The following is a 26455-nucleotide window of genomic DNA, read 5'->3' as shown; positions in this document are numbered from 1 at the left end:
GATGCGACCCCGCCGCCGGGCATGACCCGGCGCTACCGAGTTCCCGCGCTCCGCGGAGATGCGATCAGTAGATCCACGCCATGCGTGGATGCCGTTCGCGCGTTCTACACCATCCCGCCGTTGGCGCGCAGGACCTGGCCATTGATCCACCCGCCATCGGTGCCTGCCAGGAACGCAACCGCACCGGCGATGTCGTCCGGCGTACCCAGCCGCTCCAGGGGGTTCATCTTCGCCAGCCGCTCGATGAGTTCCGGTGACTTGCCGTCCAGGAAAAGGTCGGTGGCGGTGGGGCCGGGTGCCACCGCGTTCACGGTGATGTTGCGCCCGCGCAGCTCCTTGCTGAGGATCGCGCCCATCGTCTCCACCGCCGCCTTGCTGGCCGCGTAAACGCTGTAGTTCTCAAGCCTGATGCCGACCACGCTGGTGGACAGGGTGATCAGCCGGCCGCCGTCGCGCACCCGTCGCGCGCTTTCGCGCAGCACGTTGAAGGCCCCCTTGAGGTTGATGCCGACCACCCGCTCGAACAATGCGTCGTCGGTGTCGGCCAGCGGCGCCAGCTGCAATACGCCGGCGCTGTTGACCACCACGTCGATGCCGCCGAAACGGGCTTCGATGGCATCGAACAGCTGCCGCACCGCCTGCGGATCGGAGACATCGGCCTGCAGCGCGATGGCCTGCGCACCGGCCGCGTTGAGTTCGGCCGCCAAGGCTTCGGCGTCGTCGCGGCGCCCCGCATAGTTGATGGCGATCGCGTGGCCATCGGCGGCCAGGCGGCGGGAGATGGCGGCGCCGATGCCACGGGAGCCGCCGGTGACCAGGGCGACAGAGCGGGCGGGGGAGAGGGTCATGGTGGCTTCCAGCAGGGCACGCCGGAGTGGCGCAGAGCCATCTTCGCCACATCGCTGGTCCGGATAATCCTGCATAATCCGCCAATATCATCCGGATAGCCGAACAATGGATCGCTTCACGGCCATGCGCGCCTTCGTCCGTATCGTCGAGCGCCGCAGCTTCACCCGTGCCTCCGAGGACCTGGGCCTGCCACGGGCCACGGTGACCGACGCGATCAAGGCGCTGGAACAGCGGCTGGGCGTGCGCCTGCTGCACCGGACCACGCGGCTGGTGGTGCCCACCCTGGAAGGTGAGGCGTTCTATGGGCGTTGCCTGCGCCTGATCGCCGACATGGACGATGCCGAGGCCGCGTTCCGTGACGCGCCGCCACGCGGTCCGTTGCGCATTGAAGTGCATGGCACGCTGGGCCGGCACCTGCTGTTTCCGCACCTGCCGGACTTCCTGCAGCGCTACCCGGAGATCGAGCTGGACGTCAGCGAAGGCGACCGCTATGTCGACCTGCTGCGCGAAGGCGTGGATGCGGCGTTGCGGGTGGGGACGCTGGCCGACAGCGATCTGGCGGCGCGCCGGCTGGCGATGCTGCGCGAGGTCACGGTGGCCTCGCCGGGTTATGTGGAGGCGCATGGCCTGCCCGATACCATCGAATCGCTGGAGGAAGGCCACCAGATGGTCGGCTACCGCTCCGGCGCCACCGGCCAGCTGATTCCCCTGGAGTTCCAACAGGCTGGACAGGTGCGCTATGTGCCGCTGCCGGCGCGGGTGCGTGTTTCAGGCGCGGATGCATTCCTTGGGGCCGCATTGGCGGGCCTGGGGATCATCCAGGCACCGCGCTACCGGATGGACCCCTATATCGCGCGCGGGCAGTTGGTCGAGCTGTTGCCTGAGGCGCCGCCGACGCCGAGCCCGTTGAGCCTGGTCTACCCCCGCAACCGCACGCCGTCGCCGCGGTTGCGGGTGTTCATCGACTGGGTGGCTGGGGTGTTCGACCAGACCGGGGTTGCCGGCCAGCGGCCGGCACTACCGGGCGGCTGAGCCCGGCAGCACCAGCTCGAACACGGTGCCGGTGTCATCCGACACAACACTCACGCTGCCGCCATGCGCCTGTGCAATCGCGCGGGCAATCGCCAGGCCCAGCCCGGCACCTTCGAGGCGGCCACGTTCGCCGCGGTAGAAGCGATCGAACAGGCGCGGCAGCGCTTCGGCGGCAATCGGCGTGCCAAGGTTGTGCACGCTGACCCTGCACATGCCATCGGCCTCGACCAGCCGCACCCGCACTTCGCTACCGGCAGTGGCGTGCTTCAACGCGTTGGACAGCAGGTTGGCGATCGCCCGATGCAGCATCAAGCGGTTGCCCTCGACGCGTGCGGTGCCTTCGCGGCGCAGGGTCAACTGCCGGTCCTCGGCCAGCAGGTCGTAGAACTCGAGCAGCGAATCCACCACTCCCTCCAGCGCCACCGGCTCGCGCGATGGCAGCGCGCCCGGCGACTCGGCCTGCGCCAGGTACAGCAGGTCGCCCACGGTCTGCGCCAGCTGCTGCAGTTCCTCGGCACACGACGCCAGCGTCTCGCGGTAGGCCTCGTTGCTGCGCGGGTGCGCCAGCACCACCTGCACCTGGGTCAGCATGTTGGTGATCGGGGTGCGCAGCTCGTGGGCAAGGTCACCGGAGAACTCGGTCAGTCGCGCGAAATCCTGCTGCAGGCGCGCCAGCATGCCGTTGAGCGTCTGCGCCAGCTGCTCCAGTTCGGCCGGTGCAGCACGCGCGCTCAGACGTCGCTGCAACCGACCGGCGGTGATCTGCCGGGCCTCATCGGCCAGCGTGCGCAGCGGCCGCAGCGTGCGCCGCACCACATAGCCGCCGAGCAGGCTGCTGGCCACGGCGGCGCCGATGATGGCGATCGCCAGCAGATGGCGGAAGCGCTGCAGGAAATCGGCATGGCGGTCGTCATCGATGGCCAGCAGGGTGACCAGCTGGCTGCCGTCGGCCAGGGTCTGGCGCAGGTGCAGGGCATGCATGCAGCGACCATCGGCGAGGATCCAGTCGTGCCGCCGTGGCGCGGCGTCGATCGGCTGGCTGCGTGCATGCTCGCGCAGCAGTGCCGGTGCGGTGGAGAACAGCACCGCGCCACGCCCGTCAACAATGTGGAAGGCGATATCCGGATGGTGGCCCAGCGCCTCTGCCAACCGCTGCCCGCGTGCGGGCGCAGGTCCGTTATCGGCCAGGTCACGGATCAACGCGACCTTGTTCTCCAGTTCGACGAAGTCCTGGGCGACCAGGTCGTGGCGGGCACTGACATAGATCGCCACGCCCAACGCGGCCAGCACCAGCGTGGCCACGATGGCGAACAGCAGCGTCAGCCGTACCGCGATGGAACGACGCAGGCTCATCCGCTGTGCGCTGCACCGTCGTCCGGCGCCTCCAGTACATAGCCCATGCCGCGCACGGTGACGATCAGCTTGGCATCGAAGTCATCGTCGATCTTGGCGCGCAGGCGGCGGATCGCCACGTCGATCACATTGGTGTCGCTGTCGAAGTTCATGTCCCACACCTGCGAGGCGATCAACGAGCGCGGCAGCACTTCGCCGCGACGGCGCGCCAGCAGTTCCAGCAGGGTGTATTCCTTCTGGCTGAGAGGGATGCGCTGGCCGCCGCGTTCGACCCGGCGGCGCAGAGTGTCCACCACCAGGTCGGCGATGACGATGCGCTCGGTCTGTGGCAGCGCCTGGCCGCGACGCAGCAGGGTGCGCACGCGCGCCAGCAGCTCGGCGAAGGCGAACGGCTTGGCCAGGTAGTCGTCGGCACCCAGCTCAAGGCCCTGCACGCGGTCGGCGATGCTGCTGCGCGCGGTCAGGAACAGCACCGGCACCTGCCAGCCGGCCTCGCGCAGCCGCGACAGCACGTTCCAGCCATCCAGGCCGGGCAGCATCACGTCGAGGATGACCAGCTGGTACTCGCCGCTGCCGGCCAGGTGCAGCCCGTCGACGCCGTTGCAGGCGAGATCGACCACGTAGCCGGCCTCGATCAGGCCCTGGCGCAGGTAGTTGCCGGTCTTGGGTTCGTCTTCGACGATCAGCAGTTTCATGATGCACCCATCATCGCAGCTTGCGCGTGGGCCGGCTGCGCAGGCTCATGTCAGCGGATCCAGCGTACCGAGCACGGCCACGCAGGCCAGCACCAGCACGGCCAGTACCGATTCGAAGGCCAGGCTGTGGCGCAGTGAGCGCAGTGGCCGTGGTTGCCAGCCGCCGCGGATGGAGCTGGCCAGCGCCGGTACCAGCCGCCAGCGATGCAGGGCGGCCAGCCCCAGCATGCCACCGACCAGGGCGAGTTTGAGCAGCAGCCAGCGTCCGTGCGCGGTGCCGATGAGGGTCTGCACGGAACCGCCAAGATCGACATAGGTGTAGGTCCCGGTCATCGCCAGGGTGGCGACGATGATCGTGCCGGGCAGGGCGAAGCTGTGGGCGGCCTGCCACAGCTCGTGGGTGCGCTCGCGCAGGCGCAGGCCCTGCGGTCGCGCCGCCAACTGCAGGATGGCGGCGATCGCGCCGACCCAGGCGCCGGCGGCCAGCAGGTGCACGATGCCGGCCACCAGCCGCAAGGTGCCACCGAAGCCATCCCCGGCGGCGGCATGGCCGTTCCAGGACAGGCTGGCCAGGGCGATGGCGGACAACGCGAGCAGCGCCAGGCGGCGCAGGCCCCGCAGCGGCGTAACGGATGCCAGCAGGGGCAGCATTGCCAGCACCGCCACGGTGCGCAGCAGGCCGGCCTCACCCACCGGCGTGCCGGTGAGGAACCAGTGCGCCGTTGCTGGGTCGATGTCGGCTGCCGGGACGCCAAGCACGCCCGACAACCGGTTCACGGCATCGATGACGACCAGGATCAGCGCAACCACGGCGAGCGTCAGCGAGATGCTGCGCGGCAGTCCGGGGCGGACGAACAGCAGCCGCCCGAACAGCAGCATCAGCACCAGGTACAGCGCCAGCCGCAGCGCATACGGCGAGAGCTCGGCCATGACGGCGGCCTTACTTCACGGTGAAGCGGTAGTTGCCGGTCATCGGATGACTGTCCTGGCCGACCGCGCGCCATTGCAGTGCGTAACTGCCGGCGGGCAGCGGCTTGGCGAAGCGCGCACGCAGCGTGTGACCATCTTCGGAGAGGTCCTGCGCGGCGGTGGGCACGGCCATCTTCATGCGGCCATGGTCCATGCTCAGTTCGATACGGGTGGCGCGCGGCATCACCTTCTCACTGAACTGCAGCGTGATCTCGGTCGCCGGAGCTATGGTGGCGTCGGCGGCCGGCGTCGAACGCACCAGGCTGGGATGGGCCAGGGCCAGCGGCGCAACCGCGAGGCCGGACAGGAGAAGAGCAAGGGAAGCGGAGCGGAGCAGGGAACGGGTCATGCGCGGGACACCTGTAGAAGACGTGGCCCACAGGGTGGAGGGCAGCGCCTTTCGCTGCCCTGACCCGAACATTACCGATCTGTAATGTTCCGTCCACTCACCGGTGGTGCCGGCCGCTGACCGGCATCATAGTGCTGCCAACGGCCCCTGCATGCGATGGAAACTGCCATCGGTGGCGGTGAACCAGGCCAGCGAACGCCCGCCGACGAAGTCATCGACATGCACGACCGTTGCGCCATCGGCTTCCTGCCACGAAATGGCATAGACCCCTTCGCTGATCTGCTGCCACTCGCAGGCGGCTTCGCCCTGCGCACCGGCATAGGCGCCGGAGACGATGGCGTACTGCACATGGCGGCCATCGGCGCTGTAGACGTTGTCGGCGGCCAGGCCGTCATAGCTGACGCGGAAGCGGCGGCCGGCGAACAACGGCAAGGCGGGGGCAGTATTCATCGGATCGCCACCGGGTTGATGTTGACCTGGGTCGAGCCGACGTACAGCGGCTGGCCGAGCACGAACAGGAATTCCCAGGCCTTGTCGCGCACCAGGGCACGGCTGTCGATCAGCTCCAGGTTGTAGATGCCGCGCTTGGCCAGCATGTACTGGTTGATCGGGAACTCCTCGGCACCGTTCGGGTTCGGGTAGACCTCCGAGGCCCAGGTGTCGCCACCGAAGGCGACAATGCCCTGGTCGGCCAGCCACTTCGCGGCCTCCATGCCGATACCCGGCTCCACTTCCAGGAACTGCGTGTTGTCCTTGCCGATCAGTTCCAGCCAACCGGTGTTGAACAGCACCACGTCGCCCTTGCGCAGGCTCAGGCCCTGCTTCTTCAGCACGGCCTGGATGTCGGCCACGGTGAACTCGGTGCCGCCGGGCACGATCGCCTTGCCGTAGTACGCGGTCATGTCCAGCACGACGCCGCGGGTAACCATCGGCGGCACCTTCTCGACGCCGAGCTTGCGTACGCCGTCCACGGTGACGAAGTCGGCGGCCTTGTTGCCGTTGTAGTAGACGTTGTCGATGCCGATATGGCCGATGCCGTTGAGCTGGGTGCCAACGCCGGTCCAGGCGTTCACCAGTTCATCGTTGAAGGTGAACGTGTTGGGGCCCAGCGACTTGCCGGCCTGCTGGCCGACCTGCACGTTGTACAGGCGGAAGCTGCGGTGACGGAACGCGGGCAGGTTCTTGTCCACCGGCACCGCCAGCGGATAGGTCTTGCCGGTCCTGACCAGCGATACCGCGTGCTTGACCACGTCCGCGGTGAGCAGGTTGGCCGCGCCGATCTCGTCGTTGGCACCGTAGGCAGCGGGATACCAGTCCTCGGCGGTGGCCTGGAAGGACAGCGGCAGGGTGGTCAGCGCAAGCGCGGCCAGGGTCTTCATCTTCATGGCAAAGCTCCGGTAACTGTCAGGCCGTCGCGGGGGCGGCAATCGGGGCATGCGACGCGGCGGCGCCGGCATGGGCCGGGAAGTGCGGCAGCACGTACTCGGCGATTTCGTGGAAGGTTTCGGCCAGCGGCCGTTCGTTGCGGCGGAACTGCAGGCCGATGTGGTCGACACCGGCCGCCTGCATGGCGCGTAGTTCGGTCAGCAGGGCGTTGCGGCCGCCGCGCAGGCCGAAGCGCCAGCGCTGCAGGGGGGCATCGGCATCGGCCACCAGGTCCAGGTGGATGAAGCTGGCATAGGGCTTGTTGCCGGCCACGGCGCGCCAGGCCGCCACGCGTTGTACATGGTCCTGCGGCGTGCCCGGGTAGGCCAGGCAGCCATCCATGTGCTGGCCGATCCATGCCGGTTGCTGCTGGGCCAGGCCGGCCACGAACAGCGGCAAGGCCGGGCCATCCGCGGGCAGCACGTCCAACCCCTGCGGCAGGTGCGCGGTGGCGCCTTCGCGCAGCAATGCGATCTGCTCGCGGAAACGGCTGCCACGGCTGTCGAAGTCGCGGCCGAACAGCGGGTATTCCACCGGGCGGTCGCCACTGGCTACGCCCAGCAACAGGCGGTCGCCGCTGAGGTGCTGCACGCTGCGCGCCGACTTCAGCGTCAGTAACGGCTCACGGATCGGCAGCACCACCGCACCGGTGCCCAGCAGGATGTCATTGGTGATGCCGGCCAGGTAGCCGAGGTAACTGAATACCTCGAACACCTGTGCCGCATCGCCGAAGGCCGGGTCGTACACCGGCACGTCGCGTACCCAAAGCGCACGGAAGCCGAGGCGGTCGGCCAACCGTGCCAGTTCTGCATGGCGCTGCAGGTCCGGTTCGCCGGGCAGGCGTCGCGCGGCGCGTCGTGCCTGTTCGCCCAGCGGCGTCCAGTCATTGTCCAGCGGTGCTTCGATGCCGATGCTGAAACCACCGGCCTGCAGCCGCGTCAACGCACTGCCCATGGCGAGGTTCCTCAGTCCCAGGCCGGGGCCAGGCCCGGCGGATCGACTTCGCGGCCGTTGCGGTCAAGCGCAGCGATCGCGGCCATGTCATCGGCATCCAGGTGCAGGTCCTGGGCGAGCAGGTTGCTGGCCAGGTTCTCGCGCTTGGTCGAGGACGGGATGACCGAGTAGCCCCGTTGCAGCGCCCACGCCAGCGCGACCTGGGCCACGGTGGCCTGGTGCTTGCCAGCGATGGCGGCCAGCACCGGATCCTTCAGCACCTTGCCGTAGGCCAGGGTCATGTAGGAGGTGACGGTGATGCCCTGGTCCTGCAGGAAGGCGGTCAGTGCCGGATTCTGCAGGTAGGGGCTCAGTTCGATCTGGTTGGTGGCGATCTCGCCGGCGCCGACCACCTCGATGGCCTGCCGGGTCAGCTCGATGTTGAAGTTGGACACACCGATCTGGCGGGTCAGGCCCAGCGTCTTGGCTTCGGCCAGCGCGGTCATGTACTCGCGCAGTTCAATGCCATTGCCCGGCGCCGGCCAGTGGATCAGCAGCAGGTCGACGTAGTCGGTGCGCAGCTTGGCCAGGCTGTCGCGCAGGCTCGGGATCAGCTTGTCGGCGGCATGGTTGTCCACCCAGATCTTGGTGGTCAGGAACAGCTGGTTGCGCGGGACGCCGGATTCGGCGATGGCCTGGCCGACTTCGGCTTCGTTGCCATAGATCTGCGCGGTGTCGACTGCACGGTAGCCAACCTCGAGGGCGTTGCGCACCGAGTCGATGACGGTCTGGCCGGTCAGGCGGAAGGTGCCGACGCCAAAGGAAGGAACGCTCATGATGGACTCCAGGGACTTCGTTGAGAGCCGGTGGGCTCGGGACAGGGCGAAGTGTGGGCGCTTTACATTTGTTGATTAAGCCGTGTATACGGGAAACGCTTTTGCGCCGAGGTAAAAAATGAAAACCACCCTGGATGAGCTGAAGGCCTTCGTGGCCGTGGTCGACAGTGGTTCGATCACGGCGGCGGCCGAGGCGCTGGAACTGACCATCTCGGCCACCAGCCGCACCCTGGCGCGGCTGGAGGACAAGCTGCAGACCACGCTGCTGCGGCGGACCACGCGGCGGCTGGAGCTGACCGAGGAAGGCGCGGCGTTCCTGGAGTACGCGCGCACGATCCTGGCCACGGTGGACGAGGCCGAAGAACAGATGGCAGCGCGGCGGCTGCAGCCGGTCGGGCGCCTGCGCGTGGATGCGGCCACGCCATTCATGCTGCACGTGATCGTGCCGCTGCTTGAGGGGTTCCGTGAGCGCTACCCGCAGGTGGAGCTGGAGCTGAATTCCAATGAAGGCATCACCGACCTGATCGAGAAGCGCACCGACGTAGCATTCCGCATCGGCGTGCTGCGCGATTCGACCCTGCATGCGCGGCCGATCGGCCACAGCCGTATCCGCGTGGTAGCCAGCCCCGAGTATCTGCGCCGGCATGGCACGCCGACTCGGGTGGAGCAGCTGCGCGAGCATGACCTGCTGGGCTTCACCCAGCCCAGTTCGTTGAACGAATGGCCGCTGCACGATACCGATGGCGGGCCTTTCGTGATCGAGCCGGCCATCGCTTCATCCAGTGGCGAGACACTGCGGCAGATGGCGGTGGCCGGGCTGGGCATCGCCTGCCTGTCTGATTTCCTGACCCGCCAGGACCGGCGTGACGGCCATCTGGTGCAGCTGTTCGCCAGGCAGACGCAGGAGGTGCGGCAGCCGATCAACGCGGTGTACTACCGCAACACCGCGCTGGCCGCGCGCATCACCTGTTTCGTGGACCACGTGACGCAGACACTGGGGCAGCGACCGTTCGACGAATAGAGATCGGTAGAGCCGGCCGATGGCCGGCTTTGCCCATCTGCGGGATCACCGGAGCTGCCGGCCAGCGGCCGGCATTACCACTGGCTGCGTTGAACGTTTCAGTAGATCCACGCCATGCGTGGATGGCGCGTGCCAACCGCCCCGCGGCCGGTGTTACCGGGTGCGCAGCGCGCGCCGGTTGCCGATGTGCGCGCATGCCAGCAGCACGCCACCACTGGCTGTCGCCACGCCATGCCAGAGCAGCGATTCCTTCAGCGGCAGATACAGCGAGGCCGACAGCAGCAGGATGGCGCCGGCGCAGGCCAGCTGCACAGGCCGCCAGCGCCCATGCCGGTGCACCCCGGCCGAGGTACTCGCCAGGGCCAGCGACGAGGCCAGCAGCGCGAACAGCCACTCCCAGCGCGACATCATCAGCAGCACCGTCATCGCGCCATGGCCGGGGTGCTGGAACGAGCGCAGCGCCATCATCGCCGCCGGCACGAAGGCCAGCAGCAGGGGCAGGGCGATGCAATGGACGGCGCAGGCCAGCGACAGCCAGGCACCGGCAAGATCGAAGCGGGGGTGCCAGCGTGCCGAAGTTGGCGGCTGGGCCAGGGCCCTTGCGGGCGTCGTGGGGATGTGGTCCATAATGTTACATAGTAACAATTGGAGCCTCCCCCATGAAGCTTTCTGCTGCTCTTTTCCTGCTGCTGGCTGCCAGCGCCGCGCAGGCCCATGACATCCGCCAGCACGCACCGCACGTGCACGGCCAGGCGACCGTCGATGTTGCGCTTGACCAGCAAACTCTGGAATTCGCCCTTCAGGCCCCCGGCATCGGCATCCTCGATTACGAGCGACCGCCGGCCAATGCAGCCGAGCAGGCCGCGCTGGCACGGGCTACCACAGTGTTCAAGGGCGGCAGCTGGGTCACCTTGCCCACCGCTGCAGACTGCCGTCTGACCAGCAGTAAAGCCGATGCCGAGGGCTTCGACGCGACGGTCGCCGCGCCGCCGCCGGGACAGCATAGGCATGCAGGTTTCAGCGCTACGCTGCAGTACCACTGTGCCAAACCGGTCGAGCTGCGCGCCATCGTCGTACGCCTGCCCGTGCTGTTCCCGGGCCTGCACGAAGTCATCGTCAACAGCGCAACCGCCAATGGCCAGAACCGCAGCGTGCTCACGCCCGACAACCTGCGCGTGGTGCTGGACCCGTGAGCACGGCACCGGTGATCGCCCTGGAAGACGTGCAGTTCGGCTACGGCATGCGCCCGGTGCTGGACATCCCGCGGTTGTGGATCGAGCAGGGCAGCAGCGTGCTGCTGCGCGGAATCAGTGGTGGCGGCAAAAGTACCTTGCTGGGCCTGCTGGCGGGCGTGCTGCTGCCCGGCAAGGGCCGTGTCGAGGTGGCCGGCCAGGCGCTGCAGGACATGGGAGGCGCGGCGCGGGATCGTTTCCGCGCCGACCATTTGGGCGTGATTTTCCAGCAGTTCAATCTGCTGCCGTTCCTCAGCGTGCGCGACAACATCGCGCTGGGCCTGCGCTTTTCACGCCTGCGCAGCGCGCGCATCAGTGGGCCGTTGGATGCCGAGGTCGCCCGCCTGCTGCAGGCCCTGCAACTCAATCCTGAACTGATGCAGCGGCGTGCGGGTACGCTCAGTGTCGGCCAGCAACAACGCGTGGCGGCAGCACGCGCCCTGATCGGTCGTCCGGCATTGCTGCTGGCCGATGAGCCCACCTCGGCGCTCGACCGCGAAGCGGCAACCGCCTTCCTGAAGCTGATGTCCGCGCAGTGCGAGGCGGCCGGCACCACGGTGCTGGTGGTCAGCCATGACGACAGCCTGCAGCCCTTGTTCGACCGCACCATTTCACTGTCCGAGATCAACCAGGCAGGTGCCGGCCATGCTTGAGCTTGCCTGGGCCAGCCTGCGCAGCCGTGCGTTGAGTGTCGGCCTGACCGTGCTGGTTATCACTCTCAGCGTGGTGCTGCTGCTGGGCGTCGAGCGTGTACGCACGCAGGCCCACGAGGGGTTCGCCAGCACCGTATCGGGCACCGACCTGATCGTCGGTGCGCGCTCGGGGCCGGTGAACCTGCTGCTGTACTCGGTGTTCCATATCGGCGACCCGACCAACAACGTGTCCTGGCAGTCCTACCAGGAGCTGTCCGCATTGCCGCAGGTGAAGTGGTCGGTGCCACTGTCGCTGGGCGATTCCTGGCGCGGCTACCGGGTAGTGGGTACCACGGGCGGCTATTTTGAACACTATCGCTATGGTTCCGGCCACGAGCTGACCTTTGCACAGGGGCAGCCCTTTGATGATCTGTACGACGCGGTAATCGGCGCGGAGGTAGCGCGCGCGCAGAAGGTCGGCCTCGGCGATGAGATCGTGCTGGCGCACGGCACCGGCGCGGTCACCCTGGCCACGCATGCCGACAAGCCGTTCCGTGTTGCCGGCATCCTGCAGCGCACCGGCACGCCGGTGGATTCGTCGCTGCTGGTCTCGCTGCCAGCCATCGAGGCGATCCATGTCGACTGGCGATCGGGCGTGCAGCTGCGCAGCCAGAGCGTCAGCGCCGAGCAGGCGCGCCACCTGGACCTGACCCCGACCAGCATCACCGCCTTCATGCTCGGCCTGAACTCGCGCATCGCCACGTTCTCGGTACAGCGCAGGATCAACGAGTATCCGGACGAGGCGATGCTGGCGATCCTGCCCGGCGTGACCCTGCAGCAACTGTGGCAGTCACTGGGCACCGCCGAGCGGGCGTTGCAGCTGATCAGTGCGATGGTGGTGCTGCTGGGCATGGTCTCGCTGGTGGCGCTGCTGGTCTCGACCCTGCAGGAGCGGCGACGTGAGATGGCCATCCTGCGTGCCACCGGCGCACGGCCGGGTTACATCGCTGGCCTGCTGGTGGTGGAGGCGGTGGCGACCAGTGCCGTGGCCTGCGTGTTGGCCCTGTCGCTGCTGGTGGTCGCCAGCATTGCCGGGCGCGGCTGGGTGCTGGCCACCTTCGGGCTGTCGATCACCCATGTCTGGCCGGATGGCCGCGAGCTGGCGTGGGTGGCAGGCGTGCTGCTGATCAGCGCCGTGGCCGGGCTGGTGCCGGCATGGCTGGCCTACCGGCGAACGCTGGCCGATGGCCTGTCACCCGGAGGCTGAGCATGCGCTGGATGCTGTCGCTACCGATGGTGCTTGCCCTGGTTGCCTGCGAGCGGCCGGTGGACACCGGCGTGCAGGCCTTGCCGCCCGCGCCGGTGGTCGACCGTGATGACCCTGCAATTGCTGCGGAGCAGGAGCTGGATTGGCTGCAGATGATGCCGAGGGACGAGCTGGCCGCGCTGGAGCGGGGCGAGGGCCCGGAAGTCGAGCACAACGGCAACCGGCGCATGCCGCAGTTCGGCACCTTCCGCACGGTGGACACGGTGCTGCAGCGGCCGGTGCGCCTGCCGGGTTACGTGGTTCCGCTGGCCAACGCGCAGGACGGGCGGTTGACCGAGTTCCTGTTCGTGCCGTACTACGGCGCCTGCATCCACGTGCCACCACCACCGCCGAACCAGATCGTGCACGTGGTGCTGCCGCGCCCGATCGACATGCCCGACATGTATTCGCCGTTCTTCCTGGCCGGCACCCTGCGGGCCGAACGCTTGGACGACGATCTGGCCGGTTCGGCCTACACCATGCGTGACGCACAGCTGAGGCCCTATGAACCGTAGTCACCTGTTACTGGCGTTGGGATGCCTGTGGTTGGCGGGCTGTACGGCGCCGGGCGGCGATGCGGTGGTGGTAACGCCGCAGGACGAACCGGCGTCCTCTGCCACGGCCGAAGCCGCCATTGATCGCTGGGACGCCTTGCGGCCGGACGAAGTGACCTACCAGCGTCCACCTCCGCAGATCGGGTTGTCACGCAATGGCATGGACGGCGTGGGTGGCCTGATCGATGACACCGGCTCGGGCACGCCACCGGGGTTGGAGATCGACCATTCCAGCCCGGACCGCGCCAAGCAGTTCGGCTCTTCGCGCGTGGTCGATGCTGTCGATGGTCGCGCGGTGGATCTGGATGGCTACGTGGTGCCGCTCGGTACCAACGATGCAGGATTGGTGGATGAACTGCTGTTCGTGCCGTTCTACGGCGCCTGCATCCATGTGCCACCACCGCCGCCAAACCAGATCATCCACGTGACCCTGGCCACGCCGATCGCGCTGGGCGATCTGTGGGATCCGTACCGGCTTGCCGGCCGTCTGCAGGTGAAACGCTTCGATGCAGATATCGCCAGCGCGTCCTACGATGCCGCGGCAGCCACGCTGACGGCGATCCGCAACTGATGCGCAGGCGATGGATCATGGCTGCCGGCGTGCTGCTGGGCGCGGTGGTACTGCTGGTGTGGTGGCAGCGGCAGCGCGCACCCATCGCGCCGCCGGCGGTCGCGTTTCCGGCACCGGCGTCCGATGCCAGCCAGCGTATCGAACAGCGCCTGGGTGACGACCACGCGTTCCGCAACGATGTCCTGTTCCTGCTCGCAGCAACATTGCGCGACCGTTGCCAGCCGGCGCAGGCGGGACTGCTGGCGCGCATGGCCAATCGTGCGTCGCTGCCGGTGCTGGCGGCGGTCAGCGCGGTGACCCAGCAGGATCCTTCGCTGGACCGGCCGATCTATCAGTACATCCAGCACCGCGCCGATGCGACGTCGTGCGGGCAGCCGCTGCAGATGCCGTTGGCCGGTGGAGGCAGCATGGCGGTGGACATCGAGCAGTACGCGCGCACCTTCCCCGACAGCTATTTCGACCCGCGACGCAGCAGTGAACCGCGGGATTTCGGCGGACTGTCGTTGCAGCAGCGCGCCGGCAACGCGTGCAACAGCGTGGTGTATTCGGTGCTGCCGCTGGGCGGCACCGATTGGCGGTGCAGCAGCCTGCGCGCGAATGCCCGTGCGCGGGTGCGCGGGCTGTGCGAGGACGAACTGCGGCGCCAGCATGGGGCAACGGGCGGGGAGCTGGACATGGCCGTGGGGCAGGGCATGCAGGCGGCGGTGGTGTCGGCGATTGCCGCGCTGCCGGAAGACTGCCGGTAGGCGTTCAACAGTAGAGCCAGGCCATCCCAGGCCCGTTTCAGTAGAGCCAGGCCATGCCTGGCTGGCGGTTCCGCCGAGCAGGCTCGCCTCTACAAAAGCTGAACCGGCTGGCTCCGACGGCCATAACTATACAGGACATCCTGTATAGTTATGGCCGTACTCCATCCCCCATCAGGTTCTCCCATGGCTTTGTCCCAGCCCTTGGCCGGTGCTCCGGCCCTGTCGCGTGCCCGTCGCTGGGCACTGTTGTTCACCGTCGCCGCTGGCCTGCTGCTGGTCACGCTCGACAACTCCGTGCTCTACACCGCACTGCCCACGCTGACCGAGGAACTCTCGGCCAGTGCCGGCCAGGCGCTGTGGATCATCAACGCCTATCCGCTGGTGATGGCCGGCCTGCTGCTGGGTGCGGGCACGCTGGGCGACCGCATCGGCCACCGCCGCATGTTCCTGATCGGCCTGGTGGTGTTCGGCGTCGCCTCGCTGGCAGCGGCGTTCGCCGACACCGCAGCGCAGCTGATTGCCGCACGCGCGTTCCTGGCGATCGGTGCCGCAGCGATGATGCCGGCCACGCTGGCGCTGATCGGCCTGAGCTTCCACGAAGAGCGCGAACGCAACATCGCCATCGCGATCTGGGGTTCGGTGGCCATCGTCGGTGCGGCGCTCGGCCCGATCATTGGCGGCTGGCTGCTGCAGCACTTCTGGTGGGGCTCGGTGTTCCTGATCAACGTGCCGGTGGTGGTGGTCGCATTCGTGGCCACGCTGCTGCTGGCGCCGGAAGGCCAGCGCGACACCTCGCGGCCGTGGGACCTGGTGTCTTCAGTTCTGGCATTGGCTGCACTGTCCGGCCTGGTGCTGGCGATCAAGTCGTTGATCGCTACGCCGCCGTCGTATGCGCTGGGCGCAGGCGCGCTGCTGCTGGCCGTCGTCAGCGGTGCGGCGTTCGCACGCCGCCAGCAGCAGCTGCCGTACCCGCTGCTGGATTTCGCGATCTTCCGCAATCCGGCGTTCCTGGCCGGCACGCTGTCGGCAGTATTCACCCTGTTCGCGATGGCCGGCCTGCAGCTGGTCACCACCCAGCGCTTCCAGCTGGTGGCAGGTTTCACGCCGCTGCAGGCGGGCCTGCTGGTCTCGGTGGCGGCACTGGGCAGCCTGCCCAGCGCGCTGCTGGGCGGCAGCATCCTGCACCGGGTGGGCCTGCGCCCGCTGATCTGCGGTGGCCTGGCCGCAGGCGCGCTGGGTGTCGGCGTGGTGGCGTTCGGCTTCCCGCACGGCCTGGGCTGGGTGGTCGCCGGCATGGCCATCACCGGCTTCGGCATGGGTTCGGCCATCTCGGTGGCGTCCACTGCCATCCTCAACAACGTGCCGGCGCACCGTGCGGGCATGGCCTCGTCGGTGGAAGAAGTGTCCTATGAGTTCGGCGGCCTGCTGGCGGTGGCGATGCTGGGCAGCCTGAGCGCCGCGATGTACAGCGCGTTCCTGCCGGTCTCGGCCGACATGCCCGCGCTTGCCCGCGAGGGTTTCACCCAGGCGCTGCATGCCGCGCGCGAGAGCGGGCAGGGTGAGTGGTTCGCACTGGCCGCGGCCGCGTATGACCGTGGCTACCAGATCGTGCTGCTGGTGATCACCGCAGTGCTGGCGATGGGCGCGACGATCCTGGCGCGCCTGCTGCGTGGCCGCGTTGGCAGCCGCGAGGGCGCGGCCGATCGCGTAAAATGAAGCGATGAGAACCAGCAAGCGCGACCGCATCCTCGACGCCGCCGTCAACGTGATCAATCGTGACGGCGTGCGTGCGGTGACCTTCGAGTCGGTGGCGGCCGAGGCCAAGCTGACCCGCGGCGGACTGCTGTACCACTTCCCGTCGCGCGAGGCGCTGCTGCGCGGCATCGACGAGCACCTGGTGCAGGCCTGGGAAACGTCGATGGAAACGCTGCTGGGCAAGCGCGCGGACGAAGCGACGGCACTGGAGCGCTACCAGACCTTCGTGCGTGTCTCGGCGCAGAGTGCCACCCGTGCCGAGCTGATGTTCATGCTCGAGTCGGCCGACCCGGACGCCGATGAGCGCCCGTGGGGGCCGGCCGTACGTCGCTGGGCACCGCTGCCGCCGGAGGCGGGTGCAGCGGAAGACAGCGCCGCGCTCGACAATTTCGTGGCGCGGCTGGCCGCCGATGGCCTGTGGATCTACGAGGCAATGTACGAAGGCCAGCTGGATGAAGGCGTGCGCGCCCGTGTGGCCGAGCGCATCGCCGGGTTGTTGGCGAAGCCTGACGGAACGTCCAGTTGAGCGGCCAGCCGGCGCGCAGACATCGGCCGTGGTAGAGCCGACCGCTGGTCGGCTGCCCTTCGGTCAGACAACGAAACCCCCGCGCTTCGCGCGATAGTCGACCAGCGGTCGACTCTACCCCTCACCTATTTACCCAGCCTGCGCTGCGCTCGCGGCCAACCACGCCCTCGGCGATGCCCCCAACCGCTTGCGGAACGCCTTCGACAGCGAGGCGGTATCGGCAAACCCCACCTCGATCGCCACCTGCTTGACCGCCACGCCGGCCCGCAGCTGCGCGCAGGCCAGGCTCAGCCGCCAGTCCAGCAGATAAGCGGCCGGCGTCGCCTGCATCACCTCCTTGAACACTGCCGCGAACGCGCTGCGCGACATGCCGGCAGTCGCAGCCATGCGCGGCAGCGTCCATTCGTCCTGCGGCGCCTGGTGCATCGCCACCAGCGTACGGGCCAGCCGCGCATCGGACAGCCCGCGCATCAACCCATGGCTGACGCCGGCCGCATCCGGGTGGTCCACCACCCAGCGCAGGACCTGGATCAGCGCCACCTCGAACAGGCGGTTGGTCAGCAGCCGTGACCCGCAGCGCTGGCGATCGGCCTCGGCGAACAGCAGGTGCAGGGTGTCATCCAGTTCGCCGATCGCCGCCAGCGGCACCACCATCACCGGTGGCAGTGACTGCACGATCGGATTGCGCGCGCCGCCATCGAAGTCCAGCGTGGCGCAGGTGAAATCGGGCCCATCCAGCGGTGCGTTGAAGAACACATGGTGCAGCGGCTGCGGATACAGCAGCAGGCTGGGTGTGTCGATCTTCAACCGGGGCAGCGCGGTATCGCCCCCGGGATGACGGACCTCCATTTCACCCTGGCGCAGGATGTGCAGGAACGCACGACCGGGCTGCGGCTCGAAGACATGGCGCCCGCACAGCGGACCGCTGTGAAACAGCGCGGCCTGCACCCGGAAGCGTTCCAGCAGGGAGGAGAGGCGGTCGGGTGCGGAGGTGTCGGCGGGCATGTTCGTGGACGAATGGACAATATGTTCGGCTGATTGCGTGTGATGCGTCCGGAGAGTCTACCTAGGATGAGCGGGTCGTCCAATCCCGGGCGCTTTCCCAAGGAGATCCACCATGTCCCGTGTCCCCCTGATCGATGCCACCAACACCACCGCCGACCGCCAGGCTCTGCTGGGCCAGGTCCACGCCGCCTTTGGCGCCACCCCCGCCATGTTCCGTGCCGTGGCCAACTCGCCGGCCGCCCTGCAGAGCATGTGGGGTTCGTTCGGCGCGCTGGGCGGCGGTCGCCTGTCGCCGCTGCTGGGCGAGCAGATCGCCGTGGCCATCGCCAACCGCAATGCCTGCGAATACTGCCTGGCCGCGCACACCGCGCTGGGCCGCAAGGCCGGTGCCAGCAGCGAGCAGATGGCTGCCGCGCAGATCGGCCAGTCCAGCGATCCGGCCACCTCGGCGGCATTGGACTTCGCGCTGAAGGTGGTCGAACAGCGTGCGCAGATCGCCGATGGCGATGTGCAGGCGCTGCGTGCGGCCGGCTTCGATGATGAGCAGATCGTCGAGATCCTCGCCCACGTGGCGCTCAACCTGTTCACCAACTACGTCAACGTAGCGTTTGACGTGCCGGTGGACTTCCCGAAGGTCGCGCTGCGCTGAGATGCGGCCTGGCCCGGGTGGCAGTGGGCCGCCCGGGCCGGTCCGAAGGGTGCAGCCGGGGTGGGGCGACTCTAGCTGTCGTCCGCCTGCAGCCGCTCGGGATGGGTATACACATTGAACCCGCTCTCCCGCGCGAACCCGACCAGGCACAGGCCTGCACTGCGGGCCAGATCGATCGCCAGCGCGGTCGGTGCCGAGACAGCAGCCAGCACGCTGACCCCGGCCCGCACGGCCTTGCTGACCATTTCGTAGCTGGCGCGGCTGGAAATCACCAGCAGCCCACCCTCGATCGTGTGTTCATTGTGATGCAGGGCGCCGATCAGCTTGTCCAGCGCGTTGTGGCGGCCGACGTCTTCGCGTACCCAGCCGATGCGACCGCTGGCGTCGGCCCAGGCCGCGGCATGGGTCGAGCCACTCACCGCGTTCATCGGCTGATGCTGCGCCAGCGTGGCCAGCGCCCGTTGCAGCGCCGCCGGCGGATAGGTCCGCCGTTCGCGCACCTCGGGCAGCGGTCGCAGCACTTCCTCCAGCTGCCGCGTGCCACACAGGCCGCAGCCACCGCGGCCGGGCAGCAGGCGCCCATTGGCCGGATCCAGGTCGGCGCCGGGCGCGTCGTCGGTCACCGTCATCTGCAGTTCGATGCCCTCCAGCTGCGGGCGGATGTCGATCGACAGCAACTGCGAGGGCGTAGCGATCAGTCCCTCGCTGAGTGAAAAGCCCAGCGCAAAGTCCTCCAGGTCGCAGGGCGTGGCCATCATCACTGCGAAGGCGGCGCCGTTGTAGCGCAGCGCCACCGGCACTTCCTCGGCCACCACGTCGACCTGCGGCTGTTGCCCCTCGCTGCGCCAGCGCTGCAACGGGCGCTGGGCCGTGCCGGCAGGCGGGGTGTGCGGTGGGGTCGAATCAGGCATGCAGCGCGTCCGGACAAGAGAGATACGCAGGTGGTGGACCACCCACGGCATCGAGAATAGCGCAGTGGCCATGCGCTGACGCAGGTGTAACCGTTGTCATGGCAGGCTGCGCTGAAAACAGCGTGCACCCACTGGCGAAGCCACGTGGGCCGTGTTTGACTGTGAGGCTGGCCGTGCGATTGAAAGCGCCGCCGGACCGCGTTGTGCCCATTGTTGCCGCGTTCCTCCCGCCAGGTTCCCGAACATGTCCGAGCAGAAGCCGCCGCGTTACAAGCCCTACAACCAGCCCGCCGGTGGCTGGGGTGCCGCCGGCGCCACGGCCAGGGTGCTGCTGCAGCAGAGCGTGATCGGCAAGGGGTCGAAGGCGTTGCTGGCGATGAACCAGCCCGGCGGCTTCAAGTGCCCCAGCTGCGCGTTCCCCGACGCCGACGAACGCAGGAAGCTGGAGTTCTGCGAGAACGGCGCGAAGGCACTGGCCTGGGAAGCCACGCAGTTCCGTGCCGGTCGTGAGCTGTTCGCCCAGCACACCGTGACCGAACTGATGGCGCAGACCGATTACTGGCTGGAGATGCAGGGTCGGCTGACCGAGCCGATGCGCTACGACGCGGCGACTGACCACTATGTGCCGTGCAGCTGGGATGATGCCTTCGCGCTGATCGGCCGCCACCTGCAGGCGCTGGACAGCCCGCACCAGGCCGAGTTCTACACGTCCGGCCGCACGCCCAACGAAGCCGCGTTCCTGTATTCGATCTTCGTGCGCGAGTTCGGCACCAACAACTTCCCGGACTGCTCGAACATGTGCCATGAGCCGACCAGTCGTGGCCTGCCGCCGGCCATCGGGGTGGGCAAGGGCACCATCGTGCTGCAGGATTTCGAGCACGCCGAGGCGATCTTCGTGATCGGCCAGAACACCGGCACCAACTCGCCACGGATGATGAGCAACCTGGTCGAGGCGCGTAAACGCGGCATTCCCATCGTGGCCGTCAATCCGATGCCCGAGCGCGCGCTTATCCGCTTTGCCGAGCCGCAGGACGTGGTGCAGATGGCCACGTTCGGTTCGACCGAGATCACCAGTGAGTTCGTGCACATCCGCATCGGCGGCGACCTGGCCCTGATCAAGGGCATGATGAAGGTGATGTTCGAGCGCGAAGCGCAGGGCGAGCGCGTGCTCGACCACGATTTCCTGTCAGAACACACGGTAGGCCTGGAGGCGCTGCGCGACGACGTGATGGCGCAGGACTGGGACCAGATCGTGCAGGTGTCCGGCATTTCGCAGGCGCAGATCCGTCGCTGTGCGGAGATCTACATCCGCTCCAATGCCACCGTGATCTGCTACGGCATGGGGCTGACCCAGCACCAGTACGGCTCGCGCCTGCTGCAGCAGGTCGCCAACCTGCTGTTGCTGTGTGGCAATTTCGGCAAGCCCGGTGCTGGCATCGGGCCGATCCGTGGCCATTCCAATGTGCAGGGTGACCGCACCGTCGGCATCGACGAGAAGCCCAAGCCGGTCTATCTGGACCGCGTGCAGCAGGTGTTCGGTTTCGACCCGCCGCGCGAGCATGGCCACCATGTGGTCGAATCCATCGAGGCGATGCTGGACGGCAGCGCCAAGGTGTTCATCGGCCTGGGCGGCAACTTCATCCATGCGGTGCCCGATACGCCGCGCGCGTACGAGGCAATGCGTGGCCTGGACCTGACCGTGGGCATCGCCACCAAGCTCAACCGCGGTCATCTGGTTCATGGCCGCGATGCGCTGATCCTGCCGGTGGTGGCGCGCTCGGAGCGCATCGTTACGCCGGCCGGCGAGCAGTTCGTCACCATCGAAGACGCGATGTCCAATGTGACCGCCTCACGCGGCGTGCTCGAGCCGGTCAGTGCCGATGTGTTGCCCGAGGTCGAGATCGTCTGCCGCATGGCGATGGCCGCGTTGCCACGCAGCAAGGTCGACTGGGCAGGCTGCATGCACGACTACGCACCCATCCGTGAACTGATCGCGGCCGTGTACCCGGAGATCTACACCGGTTTCAACGAGCGCATCCAGCAGCCGCATGGTTTCCATCTGGACATCCCGCCGCGCCGCCGCGTCTGGCCCACACCAAACGGCAAGGCCAACATCCTGGTGATGCCTGGCCTGGACGTGGACGATCCCGTGCATGATCCGGACATGCTGCGGTTGGCCACGGTGCGCTCGCATGACCAGTACAACACCACCATCTACAGCTACAACGACCGCTATCGCGGCGTGTACAACGATCGCATGGTGCTGTTCATGAACATCGAGGACCGGCTGGCGCGCGGGCTGGACAAGGAAGCGCTGGTCAGCCTGGAGACGATCAGCGGCGATGGCGTGCAGCGGCGCATCGAAGGCCTGACCGTGCTGGACTACCCGATGCCGCGCGGCGCGCTGGCCGGCTACTACCCCGAACTGAACCCGTTGCTGCCGCTGGACTACTACGACCGCATCAGCGGCACGCCCGCCGCCAAGTCGATCCCGGTGCGGATGCGGGCGATGGCGGCGGCGACTGCGTGACGCGCGCATCGGCTATCATCGGCGGGTGAACCTGCCTGGCCTGCTGCTGCGATGGATGTTGCTTGTCGCCCTGGTGCTGAATGCACCAGCGCTGGCGCTCGCGGCGTCTCCGTACAGCGGCCCGGCCAGCCAGGACCATTGCGCTGCACCGCACTCGGCCGCGTTGGCTGCGGCGGGCTGTTGCGATGATGCGGTCCCGGCAGCCTGCCAGAGCGGTGAGTGCGAATGCCCACCGGCCTGCCTGGGCATGCTGGCGACATTGAACGGAATGCCGGCCTCGCCATGGCGCGAGGCGCCCGTTCCGGCCAGTACCCAGCAACGCGCTCCGCCGCCGATGCCGGACCCGATGCGGCCCCCGATCGTGTGATTTCCTGCAGGCCTCACGCGCCTGCCGTAGCTGCTCGCCTTCTTCTCGACTCTGCCCGCGCCTTCGATGCGCGGGCGGCGGGCTACGTTCCCCGCCTCTGCAAAGGAATCACTCAATGAACCGTACTCTCTCCCTCGGCCTGCTGCTGGGCACCGTGCTGGCCACCACCGCCTGCGCTCGTGCCGCCGAAGAATCCTCTGCGGCGCCGGTCGCCAGCGAGGCACCGGCCCAGGCCCAGGCCAGCCCGGCCAAGGTCGACCCGGCCTTGCCGGTGGCCATCGTGCACAAGACCGCCAGCTGCGGTTGCTGCGGCATCTGGGTCGATCACCTGAAGGCCGCCGGCTTCCAGGTCGATGTGCGCGACACCGATGACATGAACCCGATCAAGGTCCGCCTGGGTGTACCGGTCGGCAAGGCGTCCTGCCATACCGCCGAGATCGGCGGTTATGTGGTCGAGGGCCATATTCCGGCTGAGGACATCAAGCGCCTGCTGGCCGAACGACCGGCGGCGCGCGGGCTGGTGCTGCCCGGCATGCCGGCCGGTTCGCCGGGAATGGAAATGCCTGACGGCTACGTGCAGCCGTATACCGTCGAGCTGGTGCGCACCGACGGCAGCACCGAGCCGTTTGCCCAGCACGGGCAGGGTGGCTGATAGGCGGTGGGTGCCGGTCGGTCTGGCCGGCACCTTTCGACGCGCCTTGTGTAGAGCCGAGCCTATGCTCGGCTGTGTTCGGCCGGCAAGCCGAGCGTAGGCTCGGCTCTACAGGATTTGCAGAATCAGCGGGTCGCGGCCGTTTCCTTGGCCAGCTGCGCGTCGAACTTCTTCTCGGCCGCATCCGCGTAGGCGTTGCAGGTCAGTGCCTTGGCGCTGGCCTTGCTGCCGGCGGCATAGTTCCAGTTGCTGGCGCCCGGATGCGGGGTCAGCAGCAGATCGCACGGCAGCGCCCGCACCGTTGCGAAGCTGCGCTTGTAGTCCTCGATCAGGCGCGGATAACGGGGATTGCCCTTCAGCTGGTAACCCGGTGCACTCAGGCTGTCGGCGTAGGCGATGCGCACCGGCTTGCCATCGCGGGTGTCGGTCCAGGTCCAGGCGGTGCTGCCCGGGGTATGGCCTGGCATGAAGTGCGCGATGAATGTGATGCCGCCCACCGTGACCGCTTCGCCATCCATGATGATGCGGTCGACGTTGGTGGGCGGATAGGTGATGCCGTCGCCAAAGTGCAGGTCATCGCTGCCGCCGCGTGCCAGCAGTACCGCCGATTCGGCGTTGGCCGCCACATGCGCGCCGGTGCGACGCTTGAGCTCGGCGACCGGGCCGGCGTGGTCGGCATGCGCATGGCTGAGCAGGATCAATCGCAGGTCCTGCGGAGCCACGCCGCGCAACGTCATGTTGTCCAGCAGGTGACCGGCCATCTGTGGCATGCCGCCATCCAGCAATACAGCGCCCGCGGCGGTCTGCACCAGCAGCGCAGTCAGGTCCTCGGTGCCGATCTGCCAGGTGTGGTCGGCGATCTGTAGTGGTGCCATCGGCTGCAGCCAGGATGCATCCACGGTATAGGCGCGCAGTTGTGGCAGCGGTGCCTCGGCGGCGCTGGCGTGGGCGGCCGGAAGAGCGACGGCCAGGGCGAAGGCGAGCAGGGTAGAACGCATGATTCACGTCCGCTTGAAGGAGGCCCAGAAACTAGCATGGGCCTCCTTCATCGCGTCTCGCATAGATTTCATGGCTCCCATAAGGACGCCATGGATCAGTACCGGTACTGCCACCCCAGCGTCAGCACCCGGCCGCGGCCGGAGAAATAGCTCGGGTTCGACGGCGTGGTCTGCGAGTAGTAGCTGATGTACTGCTTGTCTGCCAGGTTCTGCACGCCCAGCGTGAAGGCATGCTTGTCCAGCGTGTAGCGCGCGACCAGATCCACGGTGGTGTAACCCTTGAACTCGGCCACCTGCACGCCACGCAGGTCGAAGTCGCGGTCGAACGCATGGCTGGCCTGCAGGCGGGTGCTCAGCTGTGGCGTCCAGCTCTGTTCCCAGAACGCGGTCAGCCGGTTCGGTGCGATGTTCACACCAGCCAGGTCGCTGTCGAGGCGACCGTCGACGTCGGCGTCGTAGCGGCCATTGGCGCGTGCATAGCCCAGGCCGAGGCGGCTGTCGCCCAACCGCAGGCGCAGGTTGCTTTCAAAGCCTTCCACACGGGTGGCCTGGCGCTGCACCGCATAGGCATCGATGCCTGGATCGTAGATCAGTACCGAGCCGAGCTTGGATTCGGAGGTGTAGTAGGCAATGTCACCGCTGAAGCGGCCATCGTCGTACTCCAGGCCGATCTCGCGGTTGTCCGACACCACCGGTGACAGGTCGATGAGGCTGTCCACGCGTTGTCCGTCGCGGTTGATCGCACGCAGCACGCGGCCGACGTCGGCCACGGTGTAGCCTTCCGAGTACGAGGCATAGGCGTTCAGGCGATCGTTGATGTACCAGACCGCGCCAAAGTTGGGCAGGGTCTCGCTCATCGTCGGTTTGCCACCGGCCACCTTGCGTGCGCCGTAACGGGGCAGGGTGGTGTAGTCACCCACTTCCAGCTCGCCCTTTTCGTAACGCAGGCCGCCGGACAGCATCAGGTGATCGGTCGGCCACCAGTGCAGCTGCAGCAGCGGTGACAGGCTCTGGTAGGTGGTCTGCGGCACCCAGTTCATGCCACTGGCCAGCAGCACCTGGTGGGTGCGGTCGCGCAGGCCGTCCAGGCCCAGGGTCACGTCCAGCGTGGTGTCGGCGATGCGGGCCCAGCTCTGGGTCAGCTTGAAGCCGCGCTTGTCCGATTCGTTCTGGGTCTGGTCCCAGGCGGCATTGGCGCCGGTGTTGCCCCACGGGTCCCACTGGCTGGCACCGTAGCGTCCTTCGAAATCCACCGCGAAGGCCTGCGCCTGGAAACGGCCGCCGAGCAGGTCGGCGGCGCTGTAGTCCACGGTCAGCGAACGCGAGCGGTTCATCGGCGGATCGAGCGGCGTATCGCCGGGGACCGAAATGGTCGGGCGACCGGTCCGGTAGTCACCATTGATGGCCAGGTAGTTGTCCAGCCCGCGCAGTTCGTAGCGGTTGGCCATCACCTGCAGGCGGTGGCCCTCGGCAATGTTCCAGCCCAGCTTGGCGAACACGTTCGATGAGGTCGAGTCCATCAGCTCGCCCTGCGCATTGGTGCCGATCGATCGGCCCTCGCCGTCGTGGTACAGGCCCTGCTTCTCATAGGCCAGGCCGGCGACCAGGTCGAACTGCTCGCCGCGCACGCCCACCAGGGCCGAGCCGCGCTGGCCGTTGTCATCGTGGCGGCTGGGCAGGGCAGCGCTGTAGCTGACATTGGTATCGAGCAGGAACGCGCCCGGCTCGCTGGGTGCATTGCGGGTGATGATGTTGACGATGCCGCCGGTACCGCCGATGCCCTGCAGCGCGTTGGCGCCGTGGATGACCTCGATGCGTTCGATCATCGCCGGGTCGATGGTGTGCGAATCACGCGAGCCATCGCGCAGCGGCGTCGACTGCGGCACGCCGTCGACCATGTACAGGATGCCGCGGCCGCGCATGGTTTCGCCATAGTTCGACATCTTCTCGCGCGCCGGGGCGAACGCCGGGATCTGTGACGACAGCACCCGCGACACATCCGAACCCAGCGCCAGCTGCTGGGCGATGTCCTCGCGGGTCAGCACCGTGATGGTGTTGGGCATGGCGGTCTCGCCCTGCGGCATGCGTGCGGTCGAGGCCGACACCGTGACGCGGGCCAGCGACGTCGTCGTGGCGGATGACGGCGCCGATGATGCAGCCCGGGCCGGAGTGCGCGGCTTCGCCGGCGCTGGCGCGGCATTCACCACGAACACACCCGGCGAACGTTCCTGCATCGCCAGGCCTTGCCCGGCCAGCAGCCGCTGCAGGGCCTCACGCGGGGTGTAGCGGCCATCAACTGCCGGGGCGCTGCGGCCGCTCACACTGTCGGCGGCGAACAACAGCTGGATGCCACTCTGGCGCGCCAGCGCATTGAGCGACGCATGCAGCGGGCCGGCGGGCAGGTGAAGCTCGACGGGCGCGGATGCAGCGCTCTGCGCCATGGCGGGCAGGGCCGCGCACAAGCAGGCGGCGAGCAGGGCAGGGGCCAACCGACGCAGGGCGGCAGGCGGAACAGGGCGGGTCATGCAAGGGTCCTTCGGAAGGGTTCAAGCACCTGCC

General features: G+C 67.8%; 27 protein-coding genes. 13 read left to right on the top strand and 14 right to left on the bottom strand.

Annotated features, from left to right (window positions below; genetic code table 11):
- Positions 1–104: 104 nt before the first annotated feature.
- Positions 105–848, bottom strand: coding sequence for an SDR family oxidoreductase (locus AC5P57_RS16480; RefSeq protein ID WP_262235052.1), 744 nt, complete (start codon positions 846–848; stop codon positions 105–107).
- 106 nt (positions 849–954) lie between these two features.
- Here AC5P57_RS16480 and AC5P57_RS16475 point away from each other — a divergent pair, with 106 nt between their 5' ends.
- A complete protein-coding gene (locus tag AC5P57_RS16475; RefSeq protein WP_262235053.1) occupies positions 955–1881 on the top strand; it encodes a LysR family transcriptional regulator in 927 nt (308 codons plus the stop codon).
- Here AC5P57_RS16475 and AC5P57_RS16470 read toward each other — a convergent pair.
- The 8 genes from AC5P57_RS16470 to dkgB all read right to left on the bottom strand — a co-directional run bounded on the left by AC5P57_RS16470 (position 1867) and on the right by dkgB (position 8441).
- Complete coding sequence (locus AC5P57_RS16470; protein ID WP_262235054.1) at positions 1867–3234, bottom strand: heavy metal sensor histidine kinase; 1368 nt, start codon at positions 3232–3234, stop codon at positions 1867–1869. The two genes, AC5P57_RS16475 and AC5P57_RS16470, sit on opposite strands and share 15 nt — an antisense overlap.
- On the bottom strand, positions 3231–3929 hold the full coding sequence (locus tag AC5P57_RS16465) for a heavy metal response regulator transcription factor (RefSeq protein WP_099550955.1): 699 nt from the start codon (positions 3927–3929) through the stop codon (positions 3231–3233). The genes AC5P57_RS16470 and AC5P57_RS16465 overlap by 4 nt, the downstream gene beginning before the upstream one ends.
- Before the next feature lie 45 nt (positions 3930–3974).
- The gene (copD, locus tag AC5P57_RS16460) at positions 3975–4859 is read right to left on the bottom strand and encodes a copper homeostasis membrane protein CopD (RefSeq protein ID WP_099550954.1); all 885 of its coding nucleotides are present in this window, start codon (positions 4857–4859) and stop codon (positions 3975–3977) included.
- 10 nt (positions 4860–4869) lie between these two features.
- A complete protein-coding gene (gene copC / locus AC5P57_RS16455) occupies positions 4870–5247 on the bottom strand; it encodes a copper homeostasis periplasmic binding protein CopC (RefSeq protein ID WP_099550953.1) in 378 nt (125 codons plus the stop codon).
- A gap of 126 nt (positions 5248–5373) precedes the next feature.
- Positions 5374–5697 (bottom strand): MoaF-related domain-containing protein, encoded by a 324-nt coding sequence (locus AC5P57_RS16450; RefSeq protein WP_049471694.1) that lies wholly within the window; start codon positions 5695–5697, stop codon positions 5374–5376.
- Entirely contained in the window at positions 5694–6632 is a 939-nt protein-coding gene (locus tag AC5P57_RS16445) for a cyclase family protein (RefSeq protein WP_262235055.1), read from the bottom strand. Before AC5P57_RS16445 ends, AC5P57_RS16450 begins: the two co-directional genes overlap by 4 nt.
- 19 nt (positions 6633–6651) lie before the next feature.
- Complete coding sequence (locus AC5P57_RS16440) at positions 6652–7626, bottom strand: TIGR03571 family LLM class oxidoreductase (protein WP_262235056.1); 975 nt, start codon at positions 7624–7626, stop codon at positions 6652–6654.
- 11 nt (positions 7627–7637) lie between these two features.
- Positions 7638–8441 (bottom strand): 2,5-didehydrogluconate reductase DkgB, encoded by an 804-nt coding sequence (gene dkgB / locus AC5P57_RS16435; protein ID WP_262235057.1) that lies wholly within the window; start codon positions 8439–8441, stop codon positions 7638–7640.
- Positions 8442–8559: 118 nt separating this feature from the next.
- Here dkgB and AC5P57_RS16430 point away from each other — a divergent pair, with 118 nt between their 5' ends.
- Positions 8560–9462: a LysR family transcriptional regulator gene (locus AC5P57_RS16430; protein WP_099550949.1), complete on the top strand. Its 903-nt coding sequence runs from the start codon at positions 8560–8562 to the stop codon at positions 9460–9462.
- Positions 9463–9615: 153 nt separating this feature from the next.
- On the opposite strand, the gene AC5P57_RS16425 is transcribed toward AC5P57_RS16430, so the two are convergent.
- Positions 9616–10089, bottom strand: coding sequence for a MerC domain-containing protein (locus tag AC5P57_RS16425; RefSeq protein WP_142806076.1), 474 nt, complete (start codon positions 10087–10089; stop codon positions 9616–9618).
- 32 nt (positions 10090–10121) lie between these two features.
- Here AC5P57_RS16425 and AC5P57_RS16420 point away from each other — a divergent pair, with 32 nt between their 5' ends.
- The 8 genes from AC5P57_RS16420 (at position 10122) to AC5P57_RS16385 (ending at position 16784) form a co-directional block, all read left to right on the top strand.
- A complete protein-coding gene (locus tag AC5P57_RS16420) occupies positions 10122–10655 on the top strand; it encodes a DUF2796 domain-containing protein (RefSeq protein ID WP_262235058.1) in 534 nt (177 codons plus the stop codon).
- Positions 10652–11347 (top strand): ATP-binding cassette domain-containing protein, encoded by a 696-nt coding sequence (locus AC5P57_RS16415; protein WP_262235059.1) that lies wholly within the window; start codon positions 10652–10654, stop codon positions 11345–11347. The genes AC5P57_RS16420 and AC5P57_RS16415 overlap by 4 nt, the downstream gene beginning before the upstream one ends.
- Positions 11340–12593 (top strand): ABC transporter permease, encoded by a 1254-nt coding sequence (locus AC5P57_RS16410; RefSeq protein WP_262235060.1) that lies wholly within the window; start codon positions 11340–11342, stop codon positions 12591–12593. The genes AC5P57_RS16415 and AC5P57_RS16410 overlap by 8 nt, the downstream gene beginning before the upstream one ends.
- Positions 12594–12595: 2 nt before the next feature.
- Complete coding sequence (locus AC5P57_RS16405) at positions 12596–13147, top strand: DUF3299 domain-containing protein (RefSeq protein WP_099550944.1); 552 nt, start codon at positions 12596–12598, stop codon at positions 13145–13147.
- Positions 13137–13757, top strand: a complete 621-nt coding sequence (locus AC5P57_RS16400; protein WP_262235061.1) for a DUF3299 domain-containing protein — start codon at positions 13137–13139, stop codon at positions 13755–13757. The genes AC5P57_RS16405 and AC5P57_RS16400 overlap by 11 nt, the downstream gene beginning before the upstream one ends.
- The gene (locus AC5P57_RS16395; protein ID WP_099550942.1) at positions 13757–14503 is read left to right on the top strand and encodes a hypothetical protein; all 747 of its coding nucleotides are present in this window, start codon (positions 13757–13759) and stop codon (positions 14501–14503) included. The genes AC5P57_RS16400 and AC5P57_RS16395 overlap by 1 nt, the downstream gene beginning before the upstream one ends.
- Positions 14504–14686: 183 nt before the next feature.
- Positions 14687–16219, top strand: coding sequence for an MFS transporter (locus AC5P57_RS16390; RefSeq protein WP_099550941.1), 1533 nt, complete (start codon positions 14687–14689; stop codon positions 16217–16219).
- A gap of 4 nt (positions 16220–16223) precedes the next feature.
- Positions 16224–16784 carry a TetR/AcrR family transcriptional regulator gene (locus AC5P57_RS16385; RefSeq protein ID WP_099550940.1) on the top strand — a complete coding sequence of 187 codons (561 nt, stop codon included), beginning with the start codon at positions 16224–16226 and terminating at the stop codon, positions 16782–16784.
- 129 nt (positions 16785–16913) lie between these two features.
- Here the strand turns inward: AC5P57_RS16385 and AC5P57_RS16380 are convergent, their stop codons facing one another.
- Positions 16914–17789 carry an AraC family transcriptional regulator gene (locus AC5P57_RS16380; protein ID WP_262235062.1) on the bottom strand — a complete coding sequence of 292 codons (876 nt, stop codon included), beginning with the start codon at positions 17787–17789 and terminating at the stop codon, positions 16914–16916.
- A 112-nt stretch (positions 17790–17901) separates the two neighbouring features.
- Between AC5P57_RS16380 and AC5P57_RS16375 the strand changes: the two genes are divergently transcribed.
- On the top strand, positions 17902–18438 hold the full coding sequence (locus AC5P57_RS16375; RefSeq protein WP_262235063.1) for a carboxymuconolactone decarboxylase family protein: 537 nt from the start codon (positions 17902–17904) through the stop codon (positions 18436–18438).
- Positions 18439–18509: 71 nt separating this feature from the next.
- On the opposite strand, the gene fdhD is transcribed toward AC5P57_RS16375, so the two are convergent.
- Complete coding sequence (fdhD, locus tag AC5P57_RS16370; RefSeq protein WP_126928980.1) at positions 18510–19349, bottom strand: formate dehydrogenase accessory sulfurtransferase FdhD; 840 nt, start codon at positions 19347–19349, stop codon at positions 18510–18512.
- Between the two features lie 244 nt (positions 19350–19593).
- On the opposite strand from fdhD, the gene AC5P57_RS16365 reads away from it, so the two are divergent.
- Positions 19594–21879 (top strand): FdhF/YdeP family oxidoreductase, encoded by a 2286-nt coding sequence (locus tag AC5P57_RS16365; protein WP_262235064.1) that lies wholly within the window; start codon positions 19594–19596, stop codon positions 21877–21879.
- A 482-nt stretch (positions 21880–22361) separates the two neighbouring features.
- Positions 22362–22898 (top strand): DUF411 domain-containing protein, encoded by a 537-nt coding sequence (locus AC5P57_RS16360; RefSeq protein WP_099550934.1) that lies wholly within the window; start codon positions 22362–22364, stop codon positions 22896–22898.
- Positions 22899–23023: 125 nt separating this feature from the next.
- Here AC5P57_RS16360 and blaL1 read toward each other — a convergent pair whose 3' ends face one another.
- The gene (gene blaL1 / locus AC5P57_RS16355; protein ID WP_262235066.1) at positions 23024–23896 is read right to left on the bottom strand and encodes a L1 family subclass B3 metallo-beta-lactamase; all 873 of its coding nucleotides are present in this window, start codon (positions 23894–23896) and stop codon (positions 23024–23026) included.
- Positions 23897–23991: 95 nt separating this feature from the next.
- Positions 23992–26421, bottom strand: a complete 2430-nt coding sequence (locus AC5P57_RS16350; RefSeq protein WP_099550932.1) for a TonB-dependent receptor — start codon at positions 26419–26421, stop codon at positions 23992–23994.
- Positions 26422–26455 lie beyond the last annotated feature (34 nt).

Source organism: Stenotrophomonas sp. YJH_SMC_79 (assembly GCF_059367995.1).
This window is presented reverse-complemented; position numbering and strand designations above follow the sequence as displayed.